Here is a 17451-nt window from a genome sequence, read left to right on the forward strand (position 1 = left end):
CCTCCCGCAGGGGTTGCGTCCGCCTCCCTGAACCAGCAGAGGAAGGGATTCCGCATGTTCCCCGAGAACACCGATCACCGGGCCGCCGAGCAGGCCGTGACCATCCACCAGCCCACCCCCATCGCGCCCTACCCGGCCGCTCCGGTCGTCCCGGTGCAGCACGGTGGCGTCCCGTCGGTTGCGTCGATCGTGCTGCCGGACGGGCGGGTGATCACCGGCTACGCCATCGACCACACCCGGCCCGAGCCGGTCACCGCCAAGCCGGTCGTCTCCCGCGCGGCGGTGAACATCGCGCTCGGTGGGATCGGGTTCGGTGCCGTCTGCGGCGGACTGGTCCTGCTGACCACGTTCATCGCCGCACTGGCCGCCCTGGTCCAGCAGCTCATCATCCTGGCCGCCGTCATCTTCGGCGGCTTCATCGCCATCCAGGTCCTCACCGCCGGCCGCCGGCACGGGCCCACGACGGTGAACATCCGCAAGGCCGTCATCAAGCGCAACCACTTCCACAGCTAGCTACGCCGAGAGCGGCCCCTGTCTCACGCCAATGATCCGGGGCCGCTCTCGTCCAGCAATCCTCATCAGAGAACTGGAGACATCCAGCATGACTCAACCTGTCCCGATCCGGCGAGCACCCGGCCACCAGCCCCGCTTACTGGACCTCTTCTGCTGCGCCGGCGGCGCGGCCATGGGCTATCACCGTGCCGGGTTCGAGGTGACCGGCGTGGACATCGTCGACCGCCCGAACTACCCCTTCACCTTCCACCGGGCCGATGCGCTCGAATACCTCGCCGCCCTCATCGCGTCCGGCGAGATCGAGCAGTACGCGGCCGTGCACACCTCCCCGCCCTGCCAGGCCGGATGCGCCCTGACCGTGGGCACCAACGCCTCACGCGGCTGGGGCCGTAAGCACGTCCAGCTCATCCCCGAACTCCGCACCCTGCTCGACGCGTCCGGCCTGCCGTACGTCATCGAGCAGCCCAACGGAAAAGCCCCCGTACGGCGCGACGTGTGGCTGTGCGGAGAGATGTTCCACCTCGGTGTCCTGCGCCACCGAAACTTCGAGCTCGGCGGCTGGAGCATGCCACAGCCCGAACACCCCAAGCACCGCGGCTACGTGCGCGGCTACCGCCACGGCGTCTACCGCGACGGCCCCTACGTCGCCCCGTACGGCGCCGGCGGCGGCAAAGCCACCGTGCCGGAGATGCAGACCTCGATGGGCATCACGTGGACCGACGTCCGCGAGGAACTCACCGAAGCCATCCCCCCGGCGTTCTCGGAACACATCGGCCGTTCCCTGCTCACCGCCGCCCGACCGGCGGGGGTGGCTGCGTGAATGCCCGCGTCCTGCCCCTGCGCAAGCCCAACGGATTACGGCTCCTGGACGCCTGCTGCGGAGCCGGTGGCCTGTCCATGGGCTACTACCTCGCCGGATACGACATCGTCGGCGTCGACACCAACCCGATGCCGAACTACCCCTTCGAGTTCGTCCAGGCCGACGCCGTCGACTACGTCGCCGAACACGGCTCCAGGTTCGACCTCATCCACGGGTCTTGGCCCTGCCAGTACTTCGCCCGCGTCACCGCCTGGCGCGGCAACCGGCAGGACCACGAAAACCTCATCCCGGCCGGCCGCCAGGCCATGCAGTCCACCGGCCGCCCCTGGGTCATCGAGAACGTCCCCGAAGCGTCCTGGTGCGGCGCCCTGCGCCCCGACTACCTGCTGTGCGGGTCGCAGTTCGGCCTCAACGTCCGCCGCCACCGCGCCTTCGAAACGTCCTGGGGCGGCGGCGGGGACCTGCTCCCGCCCTGCTGGCACCACAAGGGCCTGTTGGCCTTCGAGCACAAAGGCGAGCGCGCCTACGCCGACGCCATGGGCTGCACCTGGATGAACAAGACCGAAGCCCGCCAGGCCGTGCCCCCCGCGTACACCCAATGGATCGGCCAGCAGTTCCTCACCTACGAGAAGGAGGCCGCAGCATGAACCCCCTCCTGACCACCGCCCTCATCCTGGCCACACGAAACGTCCCGGTCCTGCCGCTGCGAGTTGGAAAGCTCCCGTTCGGGAACTGCCCTGCCTGCCGGGACAACGCCTGTGGCGGCCGGCCGACCATGAAGACGGCTGGGCCGTGCCAGTGCCCCCGCCCCTGCCACGCCTGGGCCGCCGCCACCACCGACCCCGCCACCCTCACCGGGCCCGCATGGGCGTCGGCCTGGACGCAGACCGCTGCGGTGGCCTACCACCCCGGCGGCACCGGCCTCACCGTCGTCGACCTCGACCACGCCGCCGCCATCGCCTGGGCCCGCCAGACGCTCCCCGCCACCCGCACCGTGCCCACGACACGCGGCGAGCACTGGATCTACCGGGGCGCCATGCAGTCCGCGAACGCCGTCCGCGACGGCGTGGACGTCAAGTCCACGATGTCCTACGCCCGATGGCTCGGGCCCGGCACCGGCACCATGACCGCCCTACCCGACGTCGTGCGGGCCTTGGTCGTCAAGAAGCCGTCACCGGTCCGGCCCGTCACCGCCCCCATGCCCGCCGGGGGCGGGGGGTGCCGTCACCGCACACCCGTCTATCTGGAGCGGGGCATCGCGATGGCTGAGGAGCGGATCGCCGAGGCGGCCAGCGGGGTGCACGCGACCGTGTACTGCACGTTCCTCGCTGTGCTGTCCGCCCACGGCCGGTGCGGGTGCCTCACCGAGGCCCACGCGGCGCGGCTGTTCGCCGCCGCCCAGGCCAGGGGCGAGAGCGCCCGGCACTGCTCGGATGCGTGGTCCAACGCCTCTGCTGCATTGGGGATGTGAGTCATGTCCGAGGACGAGAAGACTCCGGCGCGTGAGGTCATCACCGAGTACGCGCAGTCGCACTTTCGGTACTTCCGCACCACGGAGGGAACCGTCTACGCCCAGCGGCTCGGCCACCCCGTGGCCCGCCCGATCCGCTCCCAGGGCACCACGGGCAGCCACCGGCAGGAACTCATGGTCGACCTCTTCAACGACGGGGTCGGCGTCTTCAACGGGACCTCCCTCAAGGAGGCGTTGGACTTGATCGAAGCACTCGCGCTGAGTCAGGACGTGCAGCCCACCCATATCCGGGTGGCCCCTGGGTTCGACGGGGCGACGTGGCTGGACCTGGGGCGCGACGACGGGCTGTCCGTCCGCATCCACCCCAACGGGTGGGAGATCAAGGTTCCGGACCCGCGTGAGGTGTGCTGGCGGCGTACCCAGCTCACCGGAGAACTCCCGATGCCCGCACGGGACACCGAGGGCAAGGGCATCGACCAGCTGTTGCGGCTGACGAACTTCGCCACCGCCGACACCGAGAGCCTGGCCCTGGCCTGGCTCATCGGCTGCCTCGGCCCCTCTGTCCCCGTCCCGGCCCCGTTCCTCACCGGCCCGCAAGGAGCGGGGAAGTCCACGGCCGGCCGGATGCTCGTGCGGATCATCGAGGGTATGACCGGCGACCTGCGCCGGGCGCCGAAGGATGAAGAGAACCTGATCACGGCCGTCGCCGCAGGATGGGTCACCGCGCTGGACAACCTCTCGCACCTGGCCCCGGACCTGTCCGACCTCATGTGCTGCATCGTCACCGGTGCCGAGAGCATCAAGCGGGCCCTGTTCAGTGACGGAGATGTCGTCCGTTCCCGCTACCGCCGCCCGCTCCTGCTGACCGGGATCGACGTCGGCGTCATCCGCCCCGACCTTGCCGAACGCCTTCTGCCGCTGCGTCTGGAACGCCCGAGGGTGCGTCGGACCGAAGCGGAGCTGTGGCGGGAGTTCGAAGCGGCACTGCCCGTGATTCTCGGCTCTGTCCTCGACCTGGCGGTCAAGGTCCGGGCTGCTGAGGCGGACATTCCGAGTGATCTGCGGATGGCGGACTTCGCGCACCTGTGCGCGCAGTTCGACACGGCCACCAGCCTCCGGGCGCTCCCCGCTTACCGCGGCAGCCTGGACGAGCTGAACGACGACGTCATCGAAGGGGATCTCCTCGCGCAGACCGTCCTGAAGCACGCCGCTGGCCTCGACCCGGGAACCGAGACGCGGATGACGTCCTCGGAGTGGCTGCACCTCCTCAGCGGCCTCTACAGCGGCGACGACTGCCGTCCGCTGCCCAAAGGGTGGCCCACAACTGGGAAAGTCCTCTCCGACCGCCTCAAGCGTCTCCAGCCGACCCTCGCCGCCCGGGGCGTCCTCGTCGACTGGGGCCGCACCAAAGCAGGCCGGTACATCGAAATGACCCGACGCCCGGCCCTGCCGACCCACGAGCAACAGTCGCTCTGACCCGCGCCAGAGACCGGGGGTACGGACAAGCAAGAGGAGCACCACGCGCCATGGTGGCGGGTGCTCCTCTTGCTGTTCGGCGGAACGCCGCCCGAGGGTCGCGCCGCGAAGCGGCTCCCCACTTCACGCTCGAAGCCGCACCACATCACACCAGACACCCCCTCTCTTTTCTCTTAAGAAAGAGAAGGCTGCGTCACCCGCGTCACCACAGGCCCCGAAACCACCTCTGAGCTGCGGCGATCGAGGTGACGCAGAACGGCTTCGGCTGCGTCACCCAGCGTCACCTGCGTCACCCCATGACGCACGCCTGCGTCACCGATGACGCACCCCAAACCCTCTGCGTCATCACATAACCGCAGGTCACCGCCACGAGTGACGCGGATGACGCGATGACGCAGAAATCACAGCCTCGGACACATCGCGCGCTACCTCACCGCCAAGGAGCGAACCCGTGCACCAGATCCATGCAGCCGCATCCCAGGCGGCGGACGACTCGACGCTGATCCTGCTCACCGTGGAGGAGGCCGCGCGCCGCCTCCGCGTCGGCCGGACCACCTGCTTCGCCCTGATCCGCTCGGGCGCTTTGGAATCGCTGACGATCGGCACCCTCCGCCGCATCCCCGCCGACGCCCCGGCCGCGTACCTCGCACGCCGCCGAGCCGAGCAACACGCTGCCTGAACCACCCCACACACGGGACGCCACCCCCGCCGGGCGGCGTCCCGTGCTCACACCTGAACTCGAAGGAGACCGCCCGTGGCGGAGAAGAAGCGCACTCGCCGGGCAAACGGCGAAACGGCCGTCTACTTCGGCAAGGACGGCCGTTGGCACGCCCGGGTGCCAATGGGCTACAAGGACAACGGCGAGCCCTACCGCAGGCACATCACCCGCCCGACCGAGGACGCCTTGGCCGCAGAGGTCAAGCGGCTGGAGAAGCAGCGCGACCAGGGAACTGCACAGCAGCCCGGCAAGCTGTGGACAGTCGAGAAGTGGCTGTGGCACTGGGTCGAGAACATCGCCAAGGACGTCGTCAGCGAGAACACCTACGACGGGTACGAAGTAGCAGTTCGCGTGCACCTTGTACCCGGGATCGGCAAGCACCGCATCGACCGCCTGGAACCGGAACACCTGGAGAGCCTGTACCGCCGGATGCAGAAGAACGGCAGCAAGGCAGCCACCGCTCACCAGGCCCACCGCACTGCCCGTACCGCCCTCGGCGAGGCGGTCCGCCGTGGCCACGCCGCGAAGAACGCAGCCGCCCTGGCCAAGCCGCCGCGGGTGGAAGAGCCGGAAGAGGAGATCGACCCCTACTCGGTCGAGGAGGTGAAGAGCCTGCTGATTGAGGTGAACAAGCGTCGCAACAGCGCCCGTTGGATGCTGGCGTTGGCTCTCGGCCTGCGACAGGGGGAGACGCTGGGGCTGCGCTGGGTCGATGTAGACCTGGACCACGAGTACCTGAAGCTGCGCCGGAACCGGCTGCGCCCCAAGTACGAGCACGGGTGCAAGGAGGCAGCCCCCTGTGGCAGGAAGGCCGGTTACTGCCCCGACCGCAAGCAGGTGCGGCGCGAGACGAAGAACACCAAGTCGCGCGCCGGCCGCCGAGCCGTTCCCCTGCCGGGCCCCCTGGTCGTGATGCTGCGCAAGCACAAGGTGGTCCAGGCGCGGGAGCGCAAGACCGCCGGCAACCTGTGGACCGAGTCCGACTACGTGTTCACGAAGCCCCTCGGTGGTCCGCTTAGCCCGAACACCGACTATCACGACTGGAAGAAGCTGCTGGAGGCCGCCGGGGTACGTGACGCGCGGCTGCATGACGCCCGTCACACCGCCGCCACCGTCCTCATGCTGCTCGGCATCCTGGACCGTGTGATCGACCAGATCATGGGCTGGGAGGCAGGCACGTCCTCGCGGATGCGCGCCCGGTACCTGCACGTGCCCGACGCCATGCTGAAGGAAGTGGCGCAGAAGCTCGCAGACGCCATCTGGGGGCCCGCACCGAACGCCCCTATGGACAAAGACCAGAACAACGAGGGGTGAGACAACGCCGAAGGGCCCCACCGCGAACGGTGGGGCCCTTCAACGTATTGCCCGGTGAGAGCAATGGCGGAGGATACGAGATTCGAACTCGTGAGGGGTTGCCCCCAACACGCTTTCCAAGCGTGCGCCCTAGGCCACTAGGCGAATCCTCCGCGGCAAACAATACAAGACGTTGGAGGGTGCTCGCGAACACGTTCCCCGGAGATCACTCCGGACCGTCCTCGAGGAGGGTGCGGGCGGGGAGCGGGTGGACGGCAGGGGGCGGGGATCGGCTAAGGTGGGCGTCAGCCCCTCACGTGGCGCTATCTGACTGAACTCCCCCAGGGCCGGAAGGCAGCAAGGGTAGGTTGGCTCTGGCGGGTGCGTGGGGGGCCCTTGCGTGTCCGGGGTGTGGTGTCCCGCCGGGCGCCCGGGCCGGGGCGGGGCAGGTTGTCGGTCCGCCCCGATAACCTCGTATGTGTGTCGTCCCTTGCGCTGTACCGCCGCTATCGCCCCGAGTCCTTCGCCGAGGTCATCGGTCAGGAGCATGTCACTGACCCGCTGCAGCAGGCCCTGCGGAACAACCGGGTCAACCACGCGTATCTCTTCAGCGGGCCGCGTGGCTGTGGAAAGACGACCAGTGCGCGCATCCTCGCCCGCTGTCTGAACTGCGAGCAGGGGCCCACGCCGACACCTTGCGGGGAGTGCCAGTCCTGCCGGGACCTCGCGCGCAACGGGCCGGGCTCGATCGATGTCATCGAGATCGACGCCGCCTCCCACGGTGGTGTGGACGACGCCCGTGACCTGCGGGAGAAGGCGTTCTTCGGGCCCGCGTCGAGTCGGTACAAGATCTACATCATCGACGAGGCGCACATGGTCACCCCGGCCGGGTTCAACGCCCTGCTGAAGGTGGTCGAGGAGCCGCCGGAGCATCTCAAGTTCATCTTCGCGACCACCGAGCCCGAGAAGGTCATCGGCACGATCAGGTCGCGTACGCACCACTACCCCTTCCGGCTGGTTCCGCCGGGGACGCTGCGCAGTTACCTCGCGGAGGTCTGCGGCAAGGAGAACAGCTCCGTCGAGGACGGCGTGCTGCCGCTCGTGGTGCGGGCCGGCGCGGGGTCCGTGCGTGACTCGATGTCCGTCATGGACCAGTTGCTGGCCTCCGCCGCCGACGACGGTGTGACGTACGCCATGGCGACCTCGCTCCTGGGCTACACGGACGGGTCCCTGCTGGACTCCGTCGTGGACGCGTTCGCGGCGGGCGACGGGGCGGCTGCGTTCGAGGTCGTGGACCAGGTGATCGAGGGCGGCAACGACCCCCGGCGTTTCGTCGCGGACCTGCTGGAGCGGCTGCGTGACCTGGTGATTCTGGCCGCCGTGCCGGACGCCGGGGAGAAGGGCCTCATCGACGCGCCCGCCGACGTGGTGGAGCGGATGCAGGCCCAGGCGTCCGTCTTCGGTGCCGCGGAGCTGAGCCGCGCCGCCGACCTGGTCAACGAAGGGCTCACCGAGATGCGCGGGGCGACCTCGCCCCGGCTCCAGGTGGAGCTGATCTGTGCCCGGGTGCTGCTGCCCGCCGCCTTCGACGACGAGCGTTCGCTCCAGGCCCGGCTGGACCGGCTGGAGCGCGGCGCGTCCTTCGCCGCGGCTGCCGGTCCCGGCCCCGCCGTGGGGTACGTACCGGGGCCGGAGGCGCACGGCGCGGGTGTCGGGATGCCCGGAGGCCCCGCCGCGGCACGCGCGGCGGCCCGGGGCGAGATTCCGGGCGGTGCGCCCGCCGACGTCCCCGTGGCCGCACCGGTGGCCGCCGAGTCCTCGGCCCCGCCTGCTGTCCAGCAGCCCCGGCCCGCGGTACCACAGGGAGCACCGGCCCAACAGGCACCCGCCCAGCCACCGGCACCGCAGCCACCGGCACCGCAGCCACCGGCGCCCGCAGGCCAGCGCCCCGGCGCCTGGCCCGCGGCAGCCGGAGCGGGCGGCGCGGAAGCGGAGCGCCGGCCCGGCGGCTGGCCGACCGCCTCCGCACCCGGCGGCGGCGTACCGCAGGCTCAGGCGCCCGCCCCGCACGCCCCGGCCCCGGTCCCTGCCCCCGCCGAGCGGGCGCCCGCTGCGGGCGGGCAGGACATGGCGCAGGGCGCCGCCCAGGTGCGGAACATGTGGCCGGACATCCTGGAGGCGGTGAAGAACCGCCGCCGGTTCACCTGGATCCTGCTCAGCCAGAACGCCCAGGTCACCGGCTTCGACGGCAGCACCCTGCAGATCGGCTTCCTCAACGCCGGAGCCCGCGACACCTTTTCGAGCAGCGGCAGCGAGGAAGTGCTCAAGCAGGCTCTCGCCGAGCAGTTCAACGCCCAGTGGCGGGTCGACGCGGTCGTCGACCCGTCGGGCGGGGGCGGCCAGCCCTCGCAGGGCGGCGGTGGCGGCAGGCCCCCGTCCGCTCCGTACCAGCCCCCGCCCGCCGCGCCGGCCCCGTCCTACGAGCCCCGGCCGGCCGCCCCGGCCCCGCAGGACCCGCCACCGGCTCAGCAGCCCCCCGCGCAGCAGTCCGGGCGGCCCGAGCCGTCCTCGTACGACCGCGCGGCGCCCGAGCCCCCGCGTTCGGTCGCGCCCGAGGACGACACCGCGGAGGCGGACGATCCCGACCTGGTCGACTCCGCGCTCTCCGGGCACGACCTGATCGTCCGCGAGCTGGGCGCCACGGTCGTCGAGGAATTCACCAACGAGTAGCGCGCTCCCCGCTCCGGACCGTCCGAGGGGTGTCCACGGAGCGGCGCCCGTCGAGGCCTCCCGCCCCCGGCGGCTAGGCTGCACCCCGTGAAGGTCCTCGTCATCGGCGGCGGCGCCCGCGAACACGCCCTGTGCCGCTCTCTCTCCCTCGACCCCGATGTCACCGCTCTGTACTGCGCACCCGGCAACGCCGGAATCGCAGAGGTGGCCGAACTGCACCCGGTCGACGCGCTCGACGGTGACGCCGTCGCGCGCCTCGCCACCGAGCTGGGTGCCGAGCTGGTGGTCGTCGGCCCGGAGGCACCGCTTGTCGCCGGTGTCGCCGACGCCGTCCGCGCCGTCGGCATCCCGTGCTTCGGCCCCTCACGTGAGGCCGCGCAGCTGGAGGGCTCCAAGGCGTTCGCCAAGGACGTCATGGCCGGTGCCAACGTCCCGACCGCCCGCAGCTACGTCTGCACGACGCCCGCCGAGATCGACGAGGCCCTGGACGCCTTCGGCGCCCCGTACGTCGTGAAGGACGACGGTCTCGCGGCCGGTAAGGGCGTCGTCGTCACGGACGACGTCGAGGCCGCGCGTGCCCACGCCCTGGCATGCGACCGCGTGGTCATCGAGGAGTTCCTCGACGGCCCCGAGGTGAGCCTCTTCGCGATCACCGACGGCACCACGGTGCTCCCCCTCCAGCCCGCCCAGGACTTCAAGCGCGCCCTGGACGGCGACGAAGGCCCGAACACCGGCGGGATGGGTGCGTACTCCCCGCTTCCGTGGGCCGATCCGAAGCTGGTCGACGAGGTCATGCAGACCGTCCTGCAGCCGACCGTCGACGAGCTGCGCCGCCGCGGTACGCCGTTCTCCGGGCTGCTGTACGCCGGCCTCGCGATCACCTCCCGCGGCGTGCGGGTCATCGAGTTCAACGCCCGCTTCGGTGACCCGGAGACCCAGGTTGTCCTGGCCCGGCTGAAGACACCGCTCGCCGGGATCCTGCTCGGTTCGGCCAACGGCACCCTGGATGTCGCACCCGCGCTGAACTGGCGTGACGACGCCGCCGTCACGGTGGTCATCGCCTCGCACAACTACCCGGGCACCCCCCGCACGGGAGACCCGATCGAGGGCCTCGCCGATGTGGTGGCGCAGGATGCACCGCACGCGTTCGTCCTGCATGCCGGCACCCGGCAGGACGGCGACGCCGTCGTCAGCGCCGGAGGGCGCGTGCTCTCCGTCACGGCGACCGGCAAGGACCTCACGCAGGCCCGGGAGCGCGCCTACACCGCCGTCGGACGGATCCGGCTCGACGGCTCCCAGCACCGTACGGACATCGCTCGCAAGGCCGCCGCAGAGGCCTGAGACCCACCCACCCCCCTGTGCCCGGCCCTCGACGGAGGCGCCGGGCACAGGCGTGTCCGGCCCCCCTGAACCGGCTGGTGGACCGTGTCTCCGGTCACGGGGACGAGGGCCGCGGTATCACCGAACGCCTGGACACCGACGCGTCAGCAGCTTTGCCCAAAGCCATTCCATCGGGTGACGACTCGGCCATCCGGATGACGCCCGCCGAGGCCCCAACTAGGGTGCGGCGCAAGCGTTCGGGCACTTGGCCCACCGGCATTGCGTTGTCGGTGACGGGTGCCACAGTGGGGGAGTGACCAACACCGTCGCGGGGGCAGAGGGGGTGACGTCCGGTCGTGTCCGGTACCGGTTCGGTTGAGGAGCTGGGTGCGCACGCAGCGCGGGCCAGGGCCCTGGCTCTGCTGCGCATCCGCAGCAGAGCCACGGCCCTGGCGATCCTGCCGGCAGGCGCGGCCGTCGTCCTGCTCGTCGCGGGGGCCCAGGGACGCATCGGTCCGGGCGTGTGGTCCACGGTCAGCTGGACGGTGACGGGCATCGCCGTCGTGGTTCTGCTGACAGCCGCCGCGGTCGCCGTAGCGGTGGCGCGCGCGAGGCCGGCGGTCAGCCCGACCGTGCCTCTCACCGAGGCCGCGGCTCCCGATCTCTACCGGCTGGTCCGGGACCTGGCCGACCGGCTCGACGTCCCGGCGCCGTCGGCCATAGCGCTCACCCCGGACTGCGACAGCTGGCTGGAGGACCGTACACACCCCGCCGCCCGGCCGAGGGTGAAGGGCCCCGAGGGACCGGCTGTCACCCGGAGGGGCCGCCGGGTGCGGGCGGCGCCCGTGCTGGTGATCGGCTCTCCCTTCCTGTGGTGGATGAGGGTCGCCGAACTGCGGGCGGTCCTCGCCCCGGTCGTGGCGGGCACCGAGCCGGCCGCGCACCCCGACATAGCCGCCGCCCGCCGTTTCGTCCGCGGCCTGGACGCCGCGGTCGCCGACGCCGCCGAGCCCGGCAAGGGGTTCGTGCGACGGGTCCCCGCGGCCTTCGTGGGGCGGATCGCCAGGATGTTGCTGCGCGGCTGTCGTGGTCACGCGGCGGAGATGGAGCGGTGCGTCGCCGCCGCCGCGTCGGGGCGGGCCCAGCAGGTGGACCACGGGCTGCGGATCGTCGCCCAGGAGCAGGTCGGCCTGGCCTACGCCGGCTGGGACCGGCTGCTGACCCGGGTCGCGTTGCCCGCCTGGCGGATGGGCCGCTGGCCCTCCCGGCTCGACGCAGGGGTCGTCTCCGCGCTCACGGAGCTCTCCCGGCGCGACCGGCTGGCCGAGGGCTTCACCTCCCGGCTGGGTGAGCGCCCCGCCTGCGATCTGATCGAGGAGCCCGGAGCGGCCGACGAGGCGGCCTCGCTGCTGGCGGCCCGGCTCTTCCACGGAGGCCCGGCGGAGACCGGGCCTGGCTGGTCCCCGGTCGACTGGCAGCAGTATCCGGAAGAGGTCGTGGACCGGAAGTGGCGTACGGAGGCCGCGCGTCTGCACCGGGTGCTCGACGCCCTGGGAGTGGCCGCCGGCGTCTCCGTGGGGGTGCCGGAGCCGCCGTCCGCCGACGGCTCCGCGGTGCCCACCCTGGCCCGCGTGATCGACCACCTCGCCACGCCGGGCGCCGACAGCGAGGCGCTCGCGGCCGGTATCGGCGCCGCCGTCGCCCGCGACGAGGAGATGGCGGCACCGCGGCCCCGGGCCGGCGCCCCGGCCGGGACGGGCGCCGACCCACTCGACCTCTGGGGCCCGGTACCGCTCCCGCTCTTCCCCCTCCAGCCGCCCCGTACGGGCACGGAACTCCTCGCCGACCACGTGGTGGCGATGGTCTGCTGCGCCGCCGTGGACACCGCGGGGGCGGCGCCGGGGCTGGACTGGCTCGACGGGCCCGCGCTCCTGGTCGACGGCGGCCGCAGGTCGGACCTCGGCGCCCCCGTACTCAGCCTCGTCGAGGACGGGGACGCGGAGCCGCTGCTCTCCTGGCTCACCACGGTGGGAGTGCGCACCGACAAACCCGTACGCCTGGGCTGAACGGTGCGCATGAGGCGACGGCCGCCTTCGAGTTGTACGGTCGTCCGTCCTCTTAGATGGCGAAATATCCTCTATGTCCGCCCAATACCTGGAAGATCAGGCTTCGGTGCCATCGAATCGCGACGAACGGTGACGGAGCGCGTGCGTAATGTGATGTGCTGGGGGCGTGTCGGCATCCCGGCGCGACAGACATGCCGGGGGACGAGGGAGGGGAGCGGGATGGGGGCGGAGCAGATCCGGCGATGGGAATCGGGTGCCCTCGCGCATGCCGTGAGCGACCCCTTCGGCCAGGGCCCGCTGCCCTGGCTGCGCGGCAGCGAGAAGTACTTCGACGACACCGGCCAGGTCGTCCCCTGGTACGCCGATCCCGCTCTCGGCCGCAGCGGCACCGGCGGAGGTACGCGTACGGCCGACGACGTGCACCAGCAGATCAAGGGGTTCGTGTCCCCGGGGGCCGCGGCACCCGGCGAGGCGATCGACTTCCACATCACCGTGGACCCGCCCCAGCAGTTCTCCGTCGACGTCTACCGCATCGGGCACTACGCGGGCGACGGCGCAGCCAAGATCACCACGAGCCCGCGCCTCTCCGGCATCGTCCAGCCGGCACCGCTGGCCGCCGAGCGGACCGTCTCCTGCCACCACTGGTGGCTGTCCTGGCGGCTGCAGATCCCCAGCTACTGGTCGGTCGGTGCCTACGTCGCCGTACTCACCACCGCCGACGGCCATCGCTCGCACGTCCCCTTCACGGTCCGCGACAACCACCCGGCGGACCTGCTGCTCCTGCTCCCCGACGTCACCTGGCAGGCCTACAACCTCTATCCGGAGGACGGCCGCACGGGCGCGAGTCTCTACCACGCCTGGGACGAGCAGGGCCGGCTGCTGGGTGAGGAGGACGCAGCCGTCACCATCTCCTTCGACCGCCCCTACGCGGGCGCAGGCCTGCCCCTCCACGTCGGCCACGCCTACGACTTCATCCGCTGGGCCGAGCGCTACGGCTACGACCTCGCGTACGCCGACGCCCGGGACCTGCACGCCGGCCGTGTGGACCCCAGCCGCTACCGGGGCCTGGTCTTCCCCGGCCACGACGAGTACTGGTCGGTGCCGATGCGCCGCACCGCCGAGCTCGCCCGGGACACCGGGACCTCGCTCGTCTTCCTCTCGGCCAACACCATGTACTGGCAGGTGGGCCTCGGCCCGTCCCCCTCCGGCGTCCCCGACCGCCTTCTCACCTGCCGTAAGCGCCGGGGCCCGGGGAAGTCCGCTCTGTGGCGTGAGATCGACCGCCCGGAGCAGCAGCTGCTCGGCATCCAGTACGCGGGCCGGGTCCCCGAACCTCACCCGATGGTCGTCCGGAACGCCGGCCACTGGCTCTGGGAATCCACCGGCGCGGCCGAGGGCGACGAGATCGACGGGCTGGTCGCCGGAGAGGCCGACCGCTACTTCCCGCGCACGGCGCTGCCCGAGCACGAGAGCCGCATGCTGCTCGCGCACTCCCCGTACGCGGACGGCGACGGGGCAACCAGGCACCAGGAGACCTCTCTGTACCGCGCACCCTCGGGCGCGCTCGTCTTCGCGTCCGGGACCTTCGCCTGGTCCCCGGCCCTGGACCGGCCGGGTCATGTCGACTCCCGTATCCAGCGGGCCACGGCCAATCTGCTCGACCGGATCTGCAAGCGGGACTGAGAAGCGGAGACGGGCAGCCACCCGGATCCGCAGCGGACCGCTGGAGCGGCGGCCGGCAGGCGGCCGGTCGGCGAGCGGGACCGATGCGCGTCCCCGCAGGCGGCCTGGCCCGGGGGGCGAACGACAAGCGGAACCCGCCCGACCGGCCGTCCGGGACGCACGGGCATGGGCTCGTCCCCCGCACCGCCCTGTCCACGGGCCGACCCCTGGCGTCGCGACCCCTCCGCATGCGGGACAATCGGAACGACTCCTGGATCAACCTACGCGGAGGCAGCGTGTCCGGTTTCGTAGAAAAGCCCGAGCCCGTGCAGGTGCCGGGGCTCACCCACCTGCACACCGGCAAGGTGCGCGACCTGTACCGGAACGAGGCGGGCGACCTCGTGATGGTCGCCAGCGACCGTATCTCCGCGTACGACTGGGTCCTGCCCACCGAGATCCCGGACAAGGGCCGCGTGCTCACCCAGCTGTCGCTGTGGTGGTTCGACCAGCTCGCCGATCTCGTCCCCAACCATGTGCTGTCGACGGAGCTCCCCGCCGGGGCACCCGCCGACTGGGCCGGCCGGACCCTGATCTGCCGTTCGCTGCGGATGGTCCAGGTCGAGTGCGTGGCGCGCGGCTATCTGACGGGCTCCGGCCTGACCGAGTACGACGCGACGCGCACGGTCTGCGGCCTCGGTCTGCCCGAGGGCCTCGTCGACGGTTCCGAGCTTCCTGCGCCGATCTTCACCCCGGCGACGAAGGCGGCGGTCGGCGATCACGACGAGAACGTCTCGTACGAGGAGGTCGCCCGCGAGGTCGGCCCCGAGACGGCGGCCGTGCTGCGCCGGACGACGCTGGACGTCTACGGCCGCGCCCGGGACATCGCCCGTGAGCGGGGGATCATCCTCGCCGACACGAAGTTCGAGTTCGGCTTCGCGCCCACGGCGGACGGCGGTGAGGAGCTGATCCTCGCGGACGAGGTGCTGACACCCGACTCCTCGCGCTTCTGGCCGGCCGGTTCCTGGGAGCCGGGCCGGGCGCAGCCTTCGTACGACAAGCAGTTCGTGCGCGACTGGCTGACCTCGCCGGTTTCCGGCTGGGACCGCCACGGCGAGCAGCCGCCCCCGGCGCTGCTGCAGGAGATCGTCGACGCGACCCGTGCCAAGTACCTGGACGCGTACGAGCTCCTGACGGGCATGAGCTGGCCGGCCCAGGGGATGTGACGGCAGAAGGCCCCGGTCACGAGGACCGGGGCCTTCTTGTGTGGAGCGAACGACGAGGTTCGAACTCGCGACCTCAACCTTGGCAAGGTTGCGCTCTACCAGCTGAGCTACGTTCGCAGGCGCCGCAGCGCGCTGCCTACTATACCCAACCTCTCTGCCGGGCGAGACGCACCGCCGCATGGCGGTTCTCCGCCCCGAGTTTGGAGACGGCGGCCGACAGGTAGTTGCGCACCGTGCCCTGCGACAGCGACGCCCGCTCCGCGATCTCCGCGACCGGCGCCCCGTCCGCCGCCAGTTCCAGCACCTCGGCCTCCCGGGCGGTCAGCGGGGAGTCCCCGGCGGATATCGCGTCCGCCGCCAACTCCGGATCCACATAGCGGTTTCCCGCGTGCACGGTACGGATGATCTCGGCCAGCCGCCGGGCGCTGACCGTCTTCGGCACGAAGGCCCGGACGCCCGCCTCCAGCGCCCGTTTCAGGTTCCCGGGCCTGCCGTGACTCGTCACGATCATGGTGCGGCAGCCGGGCAGCCCGTCCCGCAGTGATGTGGCCACCTTCACACCGTCCGCCCCCGGCATCTCCAGGTCCAGGACGGCGACATCGGGCCGGTGCGCCATGGCCATCGCGAGCGCTTCCGGTCCGGTCGCGGCCTCGGCGACCAGGACGATGTCGTCCTCCAGCGCGAGGAGCGCGGCCAGGGCGCCACGGATCAGGTGCTCGTCGTCGGCGAGCAGGACGCGGACGGGGACCGGTGCGGGTGTCATCTCTTCTCCAGCGGGGAGTGTGCGGTGTTCCGTGGCGAGGGCAGCGGGACCGCCGCGGTCAGGTGGAACAGGCCCTCGCCCGTCGGCCCCGCCTCCAGCGAACCGCCGACCGCGGCCAGCCGTTCCCGGAGCCCGTGGAGACCTGAACCGCCCCCGGTGACAACGGCCTTGTCCGGAGTCACGCCGTCGTTCTCCACCACCAGCCGGACTCCGTCCCGCGAGGTCTCCAGCCGGATGTCGCACCGCTGGGGGTCGCCGTGCCGCAGCACGTTGGTGGCCGCCTCGCGTACGGCCCAGCCGAGGGCCGACTGCACCGGAGCGGGAAGCTCCCCGCCGTGGCCCTGGACGGCGCACTCGATCCCGGCAGCCCGCAGAACGCCCTGCGCTCCCAGCAGTTCCGTACCGAGATCGGCCTCCCGGTAGCCCCGTACGACGTCGCGGACCTCCTGCTGGGAGGCGCGCGCGATGCGCTGCACCTCGACCATCTGATCCAGCGCCGTGGGCTTGCCGCGCTGGGCCAGCTCGACCGCGAGCTCGCTCTTCAGCGCGATCACCGCCAGATTCCGCCCCAGGACGTCGTGCATGTCCCGCCCGAACCTCAGCCGTTCCTCGGCGACCGCCAGCCGGGTCTCCACCTCCTGGGCGTCGCGGAGTTTCGACATCACGTCCAGTGACCAGGCGGACAGCCGGACGGTGACCGAGACCAGCGCGCTCCCGAAGGCCACGCCGAGAAGTGTGGAGAGCACGGACGAGTCGTTCCCGCCGGCCGACGCCACACCGCTGCTGATGCCGGCCACGGTGACCGCCTGGAGCAGAGCGGCCGTCCACACGGGCATCAGGAGGACGAACGAGGTCATGAACGGCACGGTCACCGCGCCGAGGGCCAACTGCAGTTCGGGAAACCGCTCGACGCCGGTGTACGAGCAGAGCGCGAGCACTCCCGAGGCGTTGGCGAGGAAGAGGACGGCCCCGGTCACGATCAGCCGCCGGCCGACGGGCGGCCCGCCCAGGTAGTTGTCGAGGGCGCGGGCGACCAGGGTCCTCCCGCAGAGGCCCTGCCCCACAGCGGCCAGCACCGTCCCGGCGATCAGCACGGCGGGTGCGCCGGAATCCCGCACGGGTCTCGTCACCGCCAGCAGCACCTGGGACAGGATGGTCATCCACACCACGGAGTGCAGGGTGCCACGGGTATAGAGATCGATCTTGTCGAAGCCGCTGCGCCGCTTCCAGCTCAGCACCTGTGCCCGGATCCACACGGCCCGCATCCCCCTCGGTTCCCCCCGGCCCCGTCGGGGCCCGGCCACGCGGATCCCGCTCGGCCTCGCGGATCCCGTCCGGGACCACCGTCGCACAGCGGACACCGCGAGTACCGTCCGCTGCCGCTGCCGCTGCCGCT

At 71.6% G+C, this 17451-nt stretch carries 14 protein-coding genes, 2 tRNA genes and 1 other RNA gene; 13 read left to right on the top strand and 4 right to left on the bottom strand.

Translation table 11 applies throughout. From position 1 onward, the window contains the following. Nucleotides 1–54 precede the first annotated feature (54 nt). The 7 genes from OO67_RS02720 (at nt 55) to OO67_RS02750 (ending at nt 6312) form a co-directional block, all read left to right on the top strand. Nucleotides 55–513 (top strand): hypothetical protein, encoded by a 459-nt coding sequence (locus tag OO67_RS02720; RefSeq protein ID WP_033296919.1) that lies wholly within the window; start codon nt 55–57, stop codon nt 511–513. Nucleotides 514–601: 88 nt separating this feature from the next. Further along, nucleotides 602–1333, top strand: coding sequence for a DNA cytosine methyltransferase (locus OO67_RS02725; protein WP_033296920.1), 732 nt, complete (start codon nt 602–604; stop codon nt 1331–1333). Continuing rightward, nucleotides 1330–1980, top strand: coding sequence for a DNA cytosine methyltransferase (locus tag OO67_RS02730; RefSeq protein WP_033296921.1), 651 nt, complete (start codon nt 1330–1332; stop codon nt 1978–1980). The genes OO67_RS02725 and OO67_RS02730 overlap by 4 nt, the downstream gene beginning before the upstream one ends. Beyond that, nucleotides 1977–2804 (top strand): bifunctional DNA primase/polymerase, encoded by an 828-nt coding sequence (locus OO67_RS02735; RefSeq protein WP_033296922.1) that lies wholly within the window; start codon nt 1977–1979, stop codon nt 2802–2804. The genes OO67_RS02730 and OO67_RS02735 overlap by 4 nt, the downstream gene beginning before the upstream one ends. A 3-nt stretch (nt 2805–2807) precedes the next feature. Beyond that, complete coding sequence (locus tag OO67_RS02740) at nt 2808–4280, top strand: hypothetical protein (protein ID WP_033296923.1); 1473 nt, start codon at nt 2808–2810, stop codon at nt 4278–4280. 451 nt (nt 4281–4731) lie between these two features. Continuing rightward, nucleotides 4732–4959: an excisionase family DNA-binding protein gene (locus tag OO67_RS02745; protein WP_051709077.1), complete on the top strand. Its 228-nt coding sequence runs from the start codon at nt 4732–4734 to the stop codon at nt 4957–4959. Nucleotides 4960–5034: 75 nt separating this feature from the next. Continuing rightward, nucleotides 5035–6312: a tyrosine-type recombinase/integrase gene (locus OO67_RS02750; protein ID WP_033296924.1), complete on the top strand. Its 1278-nt coding sequence runs from the start codon at nt 5035–5037 to the stop codon at nt 6310–6312. Between the two features lie 64 nt (nt 6313–6376). Here the strand turns inward: OO67_RS02750 and OO67_RS02755 are convergent. Beyond that, nucleotides 6377–6464: transfer RNA gene (locus OO67_RS02755), tRNA-Ser, on the bottom strand. Between the two features lie 132 nt (nt 6465–6596). Here OO67_RS02755 and ffs point away from each other — a divergent pair. From ffs to OO67_RS02780, 6 genes are all read left to right on the top strand, one after another. Beyond that, nucleotides 6597–6691: signal recognition particle sRNA small type (ffs, locus tag OO67_RS35940), an RNA gene on the top strand. Nucleotides 6692–6771: 80 nt separating this feature from the next. After that, nucleotides 6772–9021 (top strand): DNA polymerase III subunit gamma and tau, encoded by a 2250-nt coding sequence (locus OO67_RS02760; protein WP_033296925.1) that lies wholly within the window; start codon nt 6772–6774, stop codon nt 9019–9021. Nucleotides 9022–9108: 87 nt separating this feature from the next. Further along, on the top strand, nt 9109–10362 hold the full coding sequence (purD, locus tag OO67_RS02765) for a phosphoribosylamine--glycine ligase (RefSeq protein ID WP_033296926.1): 1254 nt from the start codon (nt 9109–9111) through the stop codon (nt 10360–10362). Between the two features lie 335 nt (nt 10363–10697). Next, nucleotides 10698–12407, top strand: coding sequence for a M48 family metalloprotease (locus tag OO67_RS02770; protein ID WP_033296927.1), 1710 nt, complete (start codon nt 10698–10700; stop codon nt 12405–12407). Between the two features lie 219 nt (nt 12408–12626). Continuing rightward, the gene (locus OO67_RS02775; protein WP_033296928.1) at nt 12627–14090 is read left to right on the top strand and encodes a N,N-dimethylformamidase beta subunit family domain-containing protein; all 1464 of its coding nucleotides are present in this window, start codon (nt 12627–12629) and stop codon (nt 14088–14090) included. A gap of 275 nt (nt 14091–14365) precedes the next feature. Beyond that, nucleotides 14366–15292 (top strand): phosphoribosylaminoimidazolesuccinocarboxamide synthase, encoded by a 927-nt coding sequence (locus OO67_RS02780; protein WP_033297029.1) that lies wholly within the window; start codon nt 14366–14368, stop codon nt 15290–15292. Nucleotides 15293–15333: 41 nt separating this feature from the next. On the opposite strand, the gene OO67_RS02785 is transcribed toward OO67_RS02780, so the two are convergent. The 3 genes from OO67_RS02785 to OO67_RS02795 all read right to left on the bottom strand — a co-directional run bounded on the left by OO67_RS02785 (nt 15334) and on the right by OO67_RS02795 (nt 17320). Further along, a tRNA-Gly gene (locus OO67_RS02785) sits at nt 15334–15409 on the bottom strand. Nucleotides 15410–15431: 22 nt separating this feature from the next. Next, nucleotides 15432–16055: a response regulator transcription factor gene (locus OO67_RS02790; RefSeq protein WP_033296929.1), complete on the bottom strand. Its 624-nt coding sequence runs from the start codon at nt 16053–16055 to the stop codon at nt 15432–15434. Next, nucleotides 16052–17320 carry a sensor histidine kinase gene (locus OO67_RS02795; RefSeq protein WP_244300006.1) on the bottom strand — a complete coding sequence of 423 codons (1269 nt, stop codon included), beginning with the start codon at nt 17318–17320 and terminating at the stop codon, nt 16052–16054. Before OO67_RS02795 ends, OO67_RS02790 begins: the two co-directional genes overlap by 4 nt. Nucleotides 17321–17451: the final 131 nt, after the last annotated feature.

The sequence above is a fragment of the Streptomyces atroolivaceus genome (assembly GCF_000717025.1).
Lineage (GTDB): Bacteria > Actinomycetota > Actinomycetes > Streptomycetales > Streptomycetaceae > Streptomyces > Streptomyces atroolivaceus.